Raw genomic sequence first — 13,217 nt, 5'->3', positions numbered from 1 at the left:
AAGGCGCGGCTCCGCGTCTTCCTCATTCGGCCGCAAGCGGCGGAATGGCGTCACGCAGTTCCGCCATTTCCGCATGGAAATCGGCCTGGTTCGGGCAATGGGAAAGCCGCGTGCGAAACGCGTCGATCATCCAGCTGGCGGCAGGCCCGGGCGGGTTGGCGAGCTGGCGCATCGAATAGATGGCGTACTCGCCCTGTTCATAGGCATCGAGATCGAGATGGACGAGTGCGCCGCTGCGCAAATCATCATGCATAATGGGAGCCGGAAGACCGCCCCAGCCAAGACCGGCCTTGATAAGCTGGTGTTTCGTCGCGATATCGCTGACGCGCCAGGTCTTGTAGGACAGGACGTTGAAATCCCGTCCCTTCGTGCGGCCTGAGGCGTCGGTGACGACGAGTTGCACTTCCTCGCGCACGTCGCCGAGTGTCAATGGCCGGCTGATTTGGGCAAGCGGGTGGTTGGGAGCGGCAACGGGCAACATGAAGGAATGGCCGATCCGTTCGGTGATTATCGCATCGTCCTGCTTGAGGACGGCGCCGCCGATGCCGATCGTCGCCTTGCCGCTCAGAACGAGATCCATGACCATTCCAAGCTCGCCGACATTGAGGTTCAATGAAACGGTCGGAAACCTTTCGCGGAATTCGTGCAGCACGTCCACCACAGCCCGCGAGGGCACCATGACGCTGATCGCCACCGAAACCTCCGCCTCAAGCCCTTCCTTCAGGCTCTTGACGCGCGCCCGCATGACCTGCAGGTCGCCGAGAATTCGTCGCGCATCCTCCAGCATCGCCTTGCCCGCTTCCGTCAGCTTCGGCTGGCGCGCCCCGAAGCGCTCGAAAAGCGGCATCTCGAGCTGTGCCTCGAGATTGGCGATCGTATAGCTGACGACCGACTGCGCGCGATTCAGCGTGCGCGACGCGGCCGAAAAGCTGCCGGTCTCGGCAACAGTCAGAAACACCTGCAATTGGTCCAGGGTCGGGTTCGGAAGCATCTTCCATCCATTCCGTCGATAGTTTCGATCGACATTATCTCCGTTTTTTCGATAGCAGGCCAGACTTATTTTCCTGTTCGACACCGCGGCTCACCTCCCAACACCGGGCCGTCCCGTTCAATTCGAAAGGAAATGCACCATGTCGTCCATTCTTCTTCTGACGTCCAGCCCGCGTGCCGAATCGCTCTCGACGCCAATCGCCGCCGACCTCGCCGAGAAGCTGAAAAACCAGAAGCCGGGCAGCGTCGTCGTCCGTCGCGACCTTGCCGCCACCCCGCTGCCGCATATCGACGACCTCTTCACCGGCGCGATCCGCAAGCCGGCGGAAGCCCGCACCGCCGAAGAGATCGCAGCCGTCAAGACCTCCGACGAACTGGTCGCCGAACTGTTTGCCGCCGACACGATCGTCATCAGCACCGGCCTGATCAACTTCAACATCTATTCGTCGCTGAAGACCTGGATCGACAATGTCGCCCGCGCCGGTGTGACCTTCAAATACACGGAAAGCGGCCCGGTCGGCCTCGTAACCGGCAAGAAAGTTTATGTGGTGCTTGCTTCCGGCGGCGTCTACTCGCAGGGACCGGCTGCCCCCCTGAACCATGCCGTGCCTTACCTGAAGTCGGTTCTCGGCTTCCTCGGCATCACCGACATCGAAACCATCTATGTCGAAGGCCTGGCTTTTGGCCCCGAAGCCGCTGAAAAGGCCATCGGCGCCGCCAAGTCGCGCGTCGAGGAAATCGCACTCGCAGCCTGATCGGCTTTCAACCCTCGTTGAACGGCCGGCACGTGCCGGCCGTTCGTCATTTCTCGATATCGGCAACGAAATCCCGGATCGTCTCCAGGATTTCGTCCGAAAGAGCCTCATCCGAGGAAACCCTGGCAAGGCCGACGCCGCCTGCCATCATTGCGAAGGCCATGATTGCCTTTCGCCGTCTTTCCCCTTCATTCGCTCCGGTGGCCTTGCTGGCCAAAGCCTCGAAATTGCGTTCGAGCCGCTCCGTCGCTATGCGCCGCGCCTTCTCGCCGCTGCGCGCGATATCGGAGGTCAGCGCGGCGAAAGGGCAGCCTTCGCCCGGATTGTCGCGGTGATAGGCGCTGACATAGCGATCGGCGATATCGGCAGCCGTCATCTTCGCCGGGTCCACCCCCTCTGCTTCCAGCCTGCGCCCCCATGAATCGAAGGCGGACTCGATCGCCTCGGCGACGAGTTCGTCACGGGAGGCGAAGTGCTTGTAGAAGCCCCCGACGGTCAGCCCGGCCTCCTTCATCAGGTCGGCGACGCCGATGCCTTCCAGCCCCTCTTCCCGCAGCCGCTTTGACGCGGTCTCGACGATCTTCTCGTGCGTCTTCTGTTTTTCCAGCTGCGAACGCCCCATCGGAATCTCCTCGAATTGTCTCTTGACTCGCATGGATTACAATCATAATCCTTAAAGATAACGATCATAATCCAGATCGTTGACATTTCCAAGAGGAGCATCATCATGCGTCTACGAAACAAGGTCGCCCTGATCACCGGCGGAAACAGCGGTATCGGTCTTGCGACCGCCAAAGTGTTCATCGATGAGGGCGCCAGGGTGGTGATCACCGGCCGCAATCCGGAAACGCTCGCTGCCGCCGAAAAGGCGCTTGGGGCGGGCGTGCTGGCGCTGAAGGTCGACGTCACCGATGCTGCCGCCACCGAGGGAGCCTTTGCCGACGCCGCCGCAAAGTTCGGCAAGTTCAACATCGTTTTCGCCAATGCCGGCATCGGCGGCGCGACACCGCTCGGTGATACGTCGCCGGAGCAGTTCAATCAGATCATCAGCACTAACCTGACGGCAGTATTCTTCACCGTCCAGTCAGCCCTGCCGCATCTCGTCGACGGTAGCTCGGTCATCCTCAACGGTTCGGTGCATGCCGTGCTCGGCGCTCCCGGCTGGTCGGCTTATGCGGCGACAAAGGCTGCGGTCCGCGCCATGACGCGCAACATGGCGTCCGAACTCGCCCCGCGCGGGATTCGCGTCAACCAGGTGACGCCAGGCGGTACAAAGACGCCGATCTGGTCGCCGATGGCGCCGACCCAAGATGCAATGTCGGCGCTTGAGGCCCGCCTCGGCGGCATGAGCCCGCTCGGCCGCATGAGCGAGGCCGACGAAATCGCCAAAGCAGCGCTCTATCTCGCCTCGGATGATTCTGCCAACGTCACCGGCATCGAGATCACCGTCGATGGCGGCATGACAAGCGCGCCTTCAGGCGCCAAGATCTTCCGCACCGCCTGATCAAACCGGAGGGCTAGCTGGATTTCATGATGACGAGCGGCCGACGACGCAGTTGCGGCCGCTCTTCTTTGCCGCGTAGAGCCTGTCATCGGCGGCTGCGAGCACCGTCGTGAAACTGGCGCCGTCCTCGTCGGCCGTCGCAACGCCGATGCTGACCGTCACGGGCTTCTCATCCGGCGTTTTGACGCTGGTCTCGATCGTCCAGCGCAGCCGCTCACCTAGCAGCAGCCCTTCCTCATGGCTTGTGCCGGGGCAGACGGCGACGAATTCCTCGCCGCCGAAGCGGAAGATGCGGTCGCTGGACCGCAGTGTCGCGCCGAGGCGGGCGGCGATTGCCTTCAGCACCTCATCACCCTGAAGATGGCCATGACCATCGTTGACATCCTTGAAGTGATCGGCGTCGATAATGAGGACGGTGGCAAATAGCCCCTGCCTCAAGGCCTCGCGCAGCATCAGCGGCGCTTCGAGCTCCATGCGCGTGCGGTCATAGACGCCGGTGAGCATATCGCGGCCGGTGCGCTCCAGAAGGTCGTTATAACGTTCGCGAAAGGTAAGGTCGCCGAAGAGGTCGCTGATGGAGCGCGCGGCGAGGTCGGCGCCAAGGCGGCGGATCCGATACTTATAGACGGCAAACATCGCCCCATAGAGGCAGACGGAGAGCATCTTCGCCTTCCAGCCACCCCAGAATACGGCGACCGGAACACCGAGGAAATAGTACAGCGCGGCGAAGAAGCCGACCTGGTCGAAAGTCAGCAGCACAAAGCCGGAGATCATGAAACGCAGAACGACACGCCTGCGGAAGAAATCGCCGAGTTTTTCATAGAGCAGGATGATGCCGAGCGAATCGACATAGAGCAGCGCCGTGCCCCAGATCATCAGCCAGCCCATCTCCTTCAGAAAATCGACGTCGGGCGTGTGGTTCGACGACAGCTGCAGCGGCTGGTGAAGCTGCAGCACCCAGGCGATGCCGACGGTTAGTAGATTACCGAGAAACAAGCCGTAGATCGGCTGGCGCACCGTCGCGGCATCCTCCCACAGATACAGCATCAGAATCATCATCAGCTTGCCGGAGAAGAACACGGATGAGCCCGGAGACACATCGCCGAACGGCAGCGAGACGTAAAAGACCGCCGCCAGGTAGGTCTCCATGAAATGCATGACGCCGAGCGCCGTCAAAAAAACGCCGAGGCCGAGCCGATGGCGGAAATGCAGAAGCGTCACCATCAGCACGAAATAGGCGACGGCTTCGACGACGAAGAGCGCGAGGTTGATCGTCTCCATTACGGCACCCCGGCGTCCGGGAGCCGCCTTCGCGGCCGGGCGGGCACTGCGATCACGACAGCGGATCCTTCGATCGATCGTCTGATAAATTGAAGCACAAGAGCGGCCCTGCAAATCTGCAAGCGATAGCTTTCGCCGCAATCCTTTAAGATTGCGTGTGCAAGATGACAGGCCCGGGATCAGAGCCCAAGGACATACGATTGAAATGCAATGGCCGAACGGGAGGATTCCGATTTCAGACCTGGCGGATCTTCTCGCCGTCACCGAAAAGTGACGACCCATGCTGATCGATAATCTGCTGCGCCTTGCGCACCGTGCATTCGATCGCATCGTCGGAGGAGGAAAACATATCGGCGCGGATGAAATTGCGCACCAGCACCTCGTCGCCGACCTTCTTTTCAATGCGACCGGCCAGACGATACTGGCTACCTTCCTTACGCGGCTCCGCATAGATCGTGCAATCGCCGTAAAGCTGCGACTCGCCGGACGGGCCTGCCGCCTGCGAGGCCGGTTGGGCCCCGCCGGAGAACATCGAAAAGAGATTTGAAATGAATGACGCCATGTCGTGTCTCTAGCACGGCGGCCTTACGATCGCCAAGTCAAATGATCAGGTTGGCGAGGATCTCGTTTTCGGTAATATCCTCGTAACCCATGCCGGAAGCTTCGAAATTTGCAATCAGCCGGGCAAAATTCTCCGGCGCCTTGGTTTCGATGCCGATCAGGATAGAGCCGAAGTTGCGCGCCGATTTTTTCAGATATTCGAAGCGGGCGATATCGTCGTCGGGTCCGAGCAGATTGAGGAAATCCCTGAGCGCCCCGGGACGCTGGGCAAGCCGCAGGATGAAGTATTTCTTCAGCCCTGCGTAACGCATGGCTCTTTCCTTTACGTCAGGCAGGCGCTCGAAGTCGAAATTGCCGCCGGAGACGACGGCGACGATGGTCTTGCCGCGGATTGCCTGGCGATCCATCGCGGCGACCGCCGTCAGCGACAGGGCTCCGGCCGGCTCCAACACGACGCCCTCGACGTTCAGCATCTCCTGGATGGTGACGCAGATGGCGTTTTCCGGCATCAGTTGCACCTGTTCAACAGGGAAATCGCGAAGGGCGGCGAAATTCAGATCGCCGATGCGGGCGACCGCTGCGCCGTCGACGAAGTTGTCGACCTTTGCAAGCGTCGTCACCTTGCCTGCCTCGATGCTGCGCCTGAGGCTCGGCGCGCCCGACGGTTCGGCGAAGACGAAGGCCGATTTCGGCACGATGCCGTCGAGATAACCGGTGATGCCGGCGGCCAGTCCGCCGCCGCCGACCGGCAGAACCACCCTATCGGGCACCGTTCCCTCAGGCAGCTGCTGCATGATCTCGGCAGCGACCGTCGCCTGCCCCTCGATGATATCGGCATGGTCGAAGGGCGGCACCATGACGCCGCCGACCGCCTCGACATGCTCGCGCGCCGCCTGATAGCACTGATCGAAAAAGTCGCCGAACAGCCGGATGGTGATGAATTCAGCGCCAAACATGCGGGTCTTTTCGATTTTCTGCTGCGGCGTCGTCACCGGCATGAAGACGACGCCCGGCACGCCGAAATGACGGCAGACATAGGCAAAGCCCTGGGCGTGGTTGCCGGCCGAGGCACAGACGAAAGTCTTGCCGGCCGCCCCCTGCCCGATCGCCTTGCGGAAGAAGTTGAAGGCGCCGCGGATCTTGTAGGAGCGCACCGGCGACAGATCCTCGCGCTTCAGCCAGATATCGGCGCCGTAGCGGGCCGAGAGATGGTCATTGAGCTGCAGCGGCGTTGCCGGAAAGAGGCTGCGCATTGCCTCTTCGGCGCTTTCGACTTCAAGTCTCGTCACGGGCGTGGTCCATTCTCATGATTGGTCACCGCCGCTATGGCACAAGCCGGCGGCCAAAGGAAAGGGTTCACTGACCGGGCCGGCTCAGCCCATAGAGCCTTTCTTAAGCCAATCGCAAAATCGGCGGCAGATGAACTGATTTTAACTGTCAATGAAAAAGCCTGCCATGTATATGGAGCGATGATGATCTTCAAATTCGCAAGACCGCTCGCCTGGCTGCTGCTCGCCCTCATCCTCTTTATCACGGTTTCGCCGATCGGGCTGAGACCGGATACGGTCACCACGGTCGATACGGACCGCGGCGCAGCCTATGTTCTTCTCGGCCTCGCCTTTGCGCTCGCCTATCCGAAGCAGTGGAAACTGGTGGCCGTGCTGCTGATCATTGGGGCAGTCGCCATCGAATATCTGCAGTATTTCGCGCCGACCCGCCATCCGCGCCTGCATGACGCCGGCATCAAGGCCACGGGTGCCGCCCTCGGCCTCGTCGCCGGCTGGGTGATCAACAGATGGCGTGAAACCAGGGCGCCGCGCCCCGTTCCGCTCACTGACGATTACATGTAACAGACCACAGGTAAGCCCGTAAATCCAATTCGGAATCCGTGCGGTTCGAAAGTGATAGAGTGTCCTTAGCGCGTCTTCTCCGACGCGCTAAGGACACTCTAGAAGTCGGCCAGTTGCACCGCCCACAAGAACAGCGGGATTGCGGCCATCGCAGTTCCCAGAACAAGCGCAACACCGGCCTTGAAGATCCGGATGCGCCGAACCTTAGTCCCACTCCAATCGTAAACCATCGCCTTACTCCCACAAGACAACACTTACTCAACTGTCGCGGCCAATGCTTGCACCCAAAATGCACTTGTCAAGCGATAACTCGCCTTTATGCACAATATACATGCATGTTCAACGGAAATATGAAGGCGATGCGGGCGATCAGGATCGAACCCATATAACCGGGGCCGATGGGTTGCCGCTGAAACTCGGTAGATTTGATCAGCGCCGAGGGCGACTGTGGTTACATCGATGGCGCTCTGCCCGCTTCTCGACGGCGAGCACTGCCGGACGCTCAAAGCGACCAGCGTTTGGAGCGCCATCTGCCCGACGCCTGATATCCGACACTCACCTCCCCCGCAGCGGAATCGCATGCCACACCCTGAATATCGGTTGAGAATGCCGTCTCTCTTTGTTAGCACGGAGGTCCCACGCGGACGTGGTGGAATCGGTAGACACAAGGGACTTAAAGAAAAATTGAGTGCACGGGCGGAAACGCCTGATGTAGAACTGCTCAAAGTCGGGGAAACCTGTCAGATGGCAATCCCGAGCCAAGCCCCTCAGGGGAAGGTGTAGAGACTAGACGGGCAGCACCTAAGGCGGAAGCTAGGGTGAAGGTATAGTCCAGACCACAAACGCCGGAAGGCGGCGGCGAAAGCCGTAGCGGTATGAAAATCCCTCGGCCTAGGCTATGCGGGTTCGACCCCCGCCGTCCGCACCATATGTCGATACGGACCGGGCTCCCGATGAAAAGGTATGGGGCGCCGCAGGCCTGGCGGTTTCATTGCGACGGAAAACCGTCAAACCGGTACAGCTCCCACCCAATTCCGTCTTTCAGCAGCAAAGTCGATTCTGGCAACATTCGCGATATGGTTTTTTCCGCCAACGCAAACCTGGCGGCGCCGCCCATGCGATCAGCCAACAGCTCCTGTTTCTCCGTCACCCGAATAAAGTACCGGATGTTGTTGCGTTTGATGAAGGCGTCCAAATCATTTTCGGATTGAGGAAGCATATAGGGAGGCAGCAACCATCCCTTATCTCTGCCGCCGGTATAGGCGGCCGCAAATAAAGCGCTGCCAATGTCGAACGGTTGAAATACAGTCCTCAAATCATTTGCCGCGACATAGCGATAAATCATGTAACCTTCACGCTGGGTCCCAAGAAAATCGTCCGATTTTTGCCGGCCGATCAGGACATCCATGACTCCATGCTCCATCCACGAATAGGGCTGTCGATCGGGGCGGTAGATGAATTTGACGGCGGGACGACAGAAAACCACAAGAGCGATAACCGCCACTGCAAGCGTAAACAAATGTCCATTGACGGCCCTGTGTCCGGCCCGCACGCGTCCGGACACAGCGAACATAACCCCACCCGGCTGAGCGGTTTTGCTCACTGCAATTTTTTCCACGATCAAGCTCGCGCCGATGTAAGCGGTAGAAAAATATAACAAGTAGGCCGGCGTCGCCCATCGGATGTGGTTGAACATGACGGCGTACCAGATGATGAACATCGCCGCAGTTGTCGCTACAAGCACAAATATCCTTCTGAACGACGCGAGCAACGCGCCAATGATCAGGATGAGAGCCACCATCGCATATTGCCGGCGATCCAGAAACCAATCATCCAGGATGAAGAAAAAGTCGTGCCAGCCCTGGCGGGTCGTCAGATCGGTCACGAAAACCCGGTTTGCCGGATCGAAAGCACGGCCGAGTTCAAGCCTGTAGTTCGCCATCCACTGGTCTGAAAGTCCGGGATGCCCGAAGATGAAAGGATAGATAGGGTTACCGAGGACAATGAGATTTTTGAGGTACCAGTAGCCCGCAAGGGACAAAAACGCGGCCAGGCAGGTCAAAAAAAGCGACAATGACATTTTGCCGCGATAGATCGACGGCAAGAGCGCCAGACCGATCAAGCCTACCATCTGAAGCTCGGTGTATTTGCCGCCGACTGCCCCGCCCAAGAGCAAAGCACAAGAGACGATCTCGGAGGGCCTGCGGGTCTCAAAGTAGCGCCAAAGATAAAGGACGGCCGCAACCGAAAAACAGGATCTGGGAAGGTCGGTTAAAGGAACTGCCGCGCCTGGGGTAAAAAAGCCCTGGAACGCAATCAGATAGAAAACCAGCAACAACCCAGCCGCCCGCCAGCGGTGCGCACAGCTTGTGAGCAATAACAAAAATCCGAGGAAAATCGCCGCGTTCATCAGGCCCGCCGCGAGCCAGTGATCGACGAACAGCAGTGCACTGGCGAAAAGAACATTGAAGAAAAGCGGTATGTTTCCGTAAAAATGACTGTCTATCTGCGGCGTAACAAATCCACTATGGGAAACCATGCTTTGCGCGAGCGGAATCTGAAAAGCCCAAACATCCGCTGACCCTGCCGGGAAAAGCGCTGTTATCGAGATCACCCCAATCAAGACAATAAATGCGCCAGACGCCAAAAGGGGAAACGGATTGCCCTTGGCAGTCGCCCGCACACCGATCACCGCCAGATTGCGCAAATCGACAAAAATCGCCAGTACATCATTCCGTCTCCAGATCATTAAACTCGCGGCAAGGGGCAGCACGATTTCTATGCGCAGCAGATGAATGACTCCGAGAGCAGTTGCCAAACCACCGACGAGGGCAATCCCCGGCAGGATACCGCTTAAGAGCAGATCCGTTCCGTCACGAACAGCCGGCTGAACGCCGCGGTTTAGCCAAAGCACAAGAGCGCGATTGAGGGTAAGGCCAAACAGCAATATCGCGGCAACGACAAGCCACACCACAAGGACAGTCATGATCTCACGTTCCTCTCCCCCAACTACAATAGCCGACTACGAAGACAGCATGAGTTCGGCGGGCGGACGGTCGGACCGGTTGCAAAGCTGGAAGGCCGCGATCCATCTCCAAGTACAGAAATGCTGAAAAAGTTTGGGGCTTTGCACTTCAATCTAATTGCCTTGTCGCCTACGGATCCGCCATAGCTTGTAAATCGTTTGCCTGCAATCCGAGAGACGCAGTGATTATCTGGGAACTATAGCCTCGTTGCGTCCATGGCTTTCGCCACACCCGGTGCTGCTGGCGCGAGCCGTTGGCGATGGTGGAACCGCCGTGGAACGAGCCGTACTTGAATTCAATTTCGGTAAGGTGACGCATCGGCGAGTGTTTGCAAAGCGGCCTAAGGACGCTACCTATTGACCAGCCTCACATCACGGAACATCCCATGAGCCATGACACCGTCGTCACCGCCGCCATGCTCGCCATCGGCGACGAACTTCTTTCCGGCCGCACCAAGGACAAGAATATCGGCCACCTCGCCGATCTGCTCACCCTGTCCGGTATCGATCTCAAGGAAGTGCGCATCGTCGCCGACGACGAGGAGGCGATCGTCGAGGCGCTGAATGCGCTTCGCGCTCGGTATGATTACGTCTTCACCTCGGGCGGCATCGGGCCGACGCACGACGACATCACCGCCGATGCGATCGCTAAAGCTTTCGGCCTGCCCTGCGAATATGACGAAGCGGCGATGACCCTGCTTGCCGATATGTACCGTCGCCGCGAGATGGAATTCACCGAGGCGCGTCAGCGAATGGCGCGCATGCCGCGGGGCGCCGCCCATATCCCCAATCCGGTTTCGACAGCGCCGGGCTTCATCATCGGCAATGTCTATGTCATGGCCGGCGTGCCGCAGGTCTTCCAGGCGATGGTCGACAATGTGCTGCCGACACTTCGCACCGGTACGCCGGTGCTCTCGCTCGCCATCGCCTGCCCTTATGGCGAGGGTGATATCGGCACCCCGCTTGCCGCGATCCAGAAAGCGCATCCGGATACCAGTATCGGCTCCTATCCGCGTTATATCGGCCAGAAATTCTCAACCGAGATCGTCGTGCGCGGCCGCTCGCAACCGGCGATCGATGCCGCCGGCGCCGACGTCCACGCGATGATCGACGCTATCCGCCGGAACAAGGAGATCGCAGAAAACTATTCCGCCGAGGCTTGAGGGGCAGACTTGATCCCCGTCAAGGAACGGGAGAACGGTCCGGTGCATTCCTTCCCTCGCGCACGCCATTTCAGCGCAAGGAGAATTGATATGACTTACAAAACCGTTCTCGCCATTCTCGATACAGCAGACAATAGCGTCGCCGTTGCCGATTTCGCCTTTGCCATAGCCGCTGAAAGCGGTGCTCATGTGATCGGCCTGCATGCCGAAACCATCTCCGCCGTGCCGCTAGTGGCGCCGATGGAAATCCCCGACCCGGTCGCCGTGCAGGCGCTGCAGGACATGGCACATAGCGAAACGATGGCCGTCGAGCGCATCTTTCGGGCTAAGGCGGACGCGGCGAGCCTCTCCTCCGAGTGGCGCAGCTTCACCACGTCGACCGGCTACGGTTCCGCACCGCTGATCGAGAGCGCGCGCAGCGCCGATCTCCTGATCGCCTCGCAAGCCGACCCGGCAAACCCTTCCGACAGCCATGTCGACGTCGACAATTTCCTCTTCGACACCGGGCGGCCGGTGCTGATAATCCCCTATATCATCCGTCAGCCGAAGCCGATCAAACGCGTGCTGATCGCCTGGAACGGCTCGAAGGAGGCGGCGCGCGCAACCTTCGACGCGCTGCCCTTCCTGAAGACGGCCGAGGCGGTGGAAATCTTTTCGGTCGATCCGGTCGAGACGACGCTGCCGCTTACATCAGGCACCGAGATTGCCGCGGCCCTTACCCGCCACGGCGTGAAGACGAAGCTTTCGACCGCCCATAGTGTGGACAAAAGCGCCTCTGACGTCATCGAGAACCGTCTTTCGGACAACAGCATCGATCTTCTCGTCATGGGCGCCTATACGCATTCCTGGCTCTGGCAGATGATCTTCGGCGGTACGACGAGAAGCCTGCTGCAATCGATGACGGCACTGACGCTGCTATCACGTTAACGGGCGGCTCTTGCGTTTTGACGGCAAATTCCGCTAATTGCAGCGACCGATGAGGGCTTCGGGCTTGGCCGTTCTCACGCAGCTTGGGCTGCGCGATTTGGCCTGCCGATTGCCGCCTCAAGCCCGTCCGGTCGCCGGCCAACGGCGTGTCGTCATTTTCATGCCGCGGAGCAGCCCGATGTCCCTTCCCGATAAAGCCTTTCCCGTTTCCTGGGATCAGTTCCACCGCGATGCGCGCGCGCTTGCCTGGCGGCTTGCCGGCCTTGATCAGACGTTCAAGGCGATCGTCTGCATCACCCGCGGCGGCCTCGTTCCAGCCGCGATCATCTCACGCGAGTTGAATATCCGACTGATCGAGACCGTCTGCATCGCCTCCTATCATGACTATGTGAATCAGGGCGACATGGTGCTGCTCAAGGGAATTGCGCCCGAGCTTGCCGAAAACGGCGGGGAAGGCGTGCTCGTCGTCGACGATCTGACGGATACCGGCAAGACCGCCGCGCAGGTGCGCACCATGCTGCCGAAGGCGCATTTCGCCTGCGTCTATGCCAAGCCGAAGGGCGTTCCGACCGTCGACACCTTCATCACCGAGGTGAGCCAGGATACCTGGATCTACTTCCCCTGGGATATGGGCTTCACCTATCAGGAACCGATCGCCAAGGGCGCGCGTTGATTGTCCGCAGTGCGCCGCCATCCGAGGCGCACTTTAGACAGCGCTGATTTCCTCAGCGAATCGGCATGCGCATTTGCGCCGGAAATGCCATCACAAGATTTGTCGCGGGACACTTTTTCGCCGCTGCGGCATTTTCCTTACTCGAGAACACCCGCAAGTCCTTGTATTTTCAGCACTCCGCGGCTTTCCCCAATCTCCACAGGCGCATCCACAACATGTTGTGGCTACCATTCAATTAAAAACCAGCCCTTGACGGAATCAGCGGTTTCAAACTTTACTGCTCTTGATGTTGCGGCGGCGACAGGACCGGAGGTCACGAGCCCGGTTCCCTTTGAAAAACAAGACGCAGATTGAGGGCATTGTGCCGGAATCGGTTCAGGCCCGCAGGGATCTCTGTGCGGTTTTCTGCCTCCAAAAAAAGCGACATCGGGACTGGCGATAATAAGCTGTTAATACTATATTTAGCGTTTGCAGCCACCATCACCACA

Annotated in this window: 12 protein-coding genes; 6 read left to right on the top strand and 6 right to left on the bottom strand. The window is 59.4% G+C overall.

Annotation, left to right across the window (positions count from 1 at the left end; genetic code table 11):
- Positions 1-22: 22 nt before the first annotated feature.
- Positions 23-991 carry a LysR family transcriptional regulator gene (locus RHE_RS09025; RefSeq protein WP_011425057.1) on the bottom strand — a complete coding sequence of 323 codons (969 nt, stop codon included), beginning with the start codon at positions 989-991 and terminating at the stop codon, positions 23-25.
- A 139-nt stretch (positions 992-1,130) separates the two neighbouring features.
- Between RHE_RS09025 and RHE_RS09020 the strand changes: the two genes are divergently transcribed.
- Positions 1,131-1,745 carry an FMN-dependent NADH-azoreductase gene (locus RHE_RS09020; RefSeq protein WP_011425056.1) on the top strand — a complete coding sequence of 205 codons (615 nt, stop codon included), beginning with the start codon at positions 1,131-1,133 and terminating at the stop codon, positions 1,743-1,745.
- Positions 1,746-1,791: 46 nt separating this feature from the next.
- On the opposite strand, the gene RHE_RS09015 is transcribed toward RHE_RS09020, so the two are convergent.
- On the bottom strand, positions 1,792-2,367 hold the full coding sequence (locus RHE_RS09015) for a TetR/AcrR family transcriptional regulator (RefSeq protein ID WP_011425055.1): 576 nt from the start codon (positions 2,365-2,367) through the stop codon (positions 1,792-1,794).
- Between the two features lie 105 nt (positions 2,368-2,472).
- On the opposite strand from RHE_RS09015, the gene RHE_RS09010 reads away from it, so the two are divergent.
- Positions 2,473-3,249 (top strand): SDR family NAD(P)-dependent oxidoreductase, encoded by a 777-nt coding sequence (locus RHE_RS09010; RefSeq protein WP_011425054.1) that lies wholly within the window; start codon positions 2,473-2,475, stop codon positions 3,247-3,249.
- A gap of 24 nt (positions 3,250-3,273) precedes the next feature.
- Here RHE_RS09010 and RHE_RS09005 read toward each other — a convergent pair whose 3' ends face one another.
- The 3 genes from RHE_RS09005 to ilvA all read right to left on the bottom strand — a co-directional run bounded on the left by RHE_RS09005 (position 3,274) and on the right by ilvA (position 6,380).
- The gene (locus RHE_RS09005; protein WP_011425053.1) at positions 3,274-4,530 is read right to left on the bottom strand and encodes a GGDEF domain-containing protein; all 1,257 of its coding nucleotides are present in this window, start codon (positions 4,528-4,530) and stop codon (positions 3,274-3,276) included.
- Between the two features lie 235 nt (positions 4,531-4,765).
- Positions 4,766-5,092 (bottom strand): HlyU family transcriptional regulator, encoded by a 327-nt coding sequence (locus RHE_RS09000; protein WP_011425052.1) that lies wholly within the window; start codon positions 5,090-5,092, stop codon positions 4,766-4,768.
- 37 nt (positions 5,093-5,129) lie between these two features.
- On the bottom strand, positions 5,130-6,380 hold the full coding sequence (gene ilvA, locus RHE_RS08995; protein WP_042118298.1) for a threonine ammonia-lyase: 1,251 nt from the start codon (positions 6,378-6,380) through the stop codon (positions 5,130-5,132).
- Positions 6,381-6,560: 180 nt separating this feature from the next.
- Here ilvA and RHE_RS08990 point away from each other — a divergent pair, with 180 nt between their 5' ends.
- Complete coding sequence (locus tag RHE_RS08990) at positions 6,561-6,941, top strand: VanZ family protein (RefSeq protein WP_042118296.1); 381 nt, start codon at positions 6,561-6,563, stop codon at positions 6,939-6,941.
- Positions 6,942-7,929: 988 nt separating this feature from the next.
- Here RHE_RS08990 and RHE_RS08985 read toward each other — a convergent pair.
- A complete protein-coding gene (locus tag RHE_RS08985) occupies positions 7,930-9,927 on the bottom strand; it encodes a hypothetical protein (protein WP_011425049.1) in 1,998 nt (665 codons plus the stop codon).
- A 425-nt stretch (positions 9,928-10,352) separates the two neighbouring features.
- On the opposite strand from RHE_RS08985, the gene RHE_RS08980 reads away from it, so the two are divergent.
- The 3 genes from RHE_RS08980 to gpt all read left to right on the top strand — a co-directional run bounded on the left by RHE_RS08980 (position 10,353) and on the right by gpt (position 12,729).
- On the top strand, positions 10,353-11,129 hold the full coding sequence (locus tag RHE_RS08980; protein WP_011425048.1) for a competence/damage-inducible protein A: 777 nt from the start codon (positions 10,353-10,355) through the stop codon (positions 11,127-11,129).
- A 90-nt stretch (positions 11,130-11,219) separates the two neighbouring features.
- On the top strand, positions 11,220-12,056 hold the full coding sequence (locus RHE_RS08975) for a universal stress protein (protein WP_011425047.1): 837 nt from the start codon (positions 11,220-11,222) through the stop codon (positions 12,054-12,056).
- A gap of 178 nt (positions 12,057-12,234) precedes the next feature.
- Positions 12,235-12,729, top strand: a complete 495-nt coding sequence (gpt, locus tag RHE_RS08970) for a xanthine phosphoribosyltransferase (protein WP_010025058.1) — start codon at positions 12,235-12,237, stop codon at positions 12,727-12,729.
- The last annotated feature ends 488 nt before the right edge of the window (positions 12,730-13,217 follow it).

It is taken from the genome of Rhizobium etli CFN 42 (genome assembly GCF_000092045.1).
GTDB classification, from domain to species: domain Bacteria; phylum Pseudomonadota; class Alphaproteobacteria; order Rhizobiales; family Rhizobiaceae; genus Rhizobium; species Rhizobium etli.
This window is presented reverse-complemented; position numbering and strand designations above follow the sequence as displayed.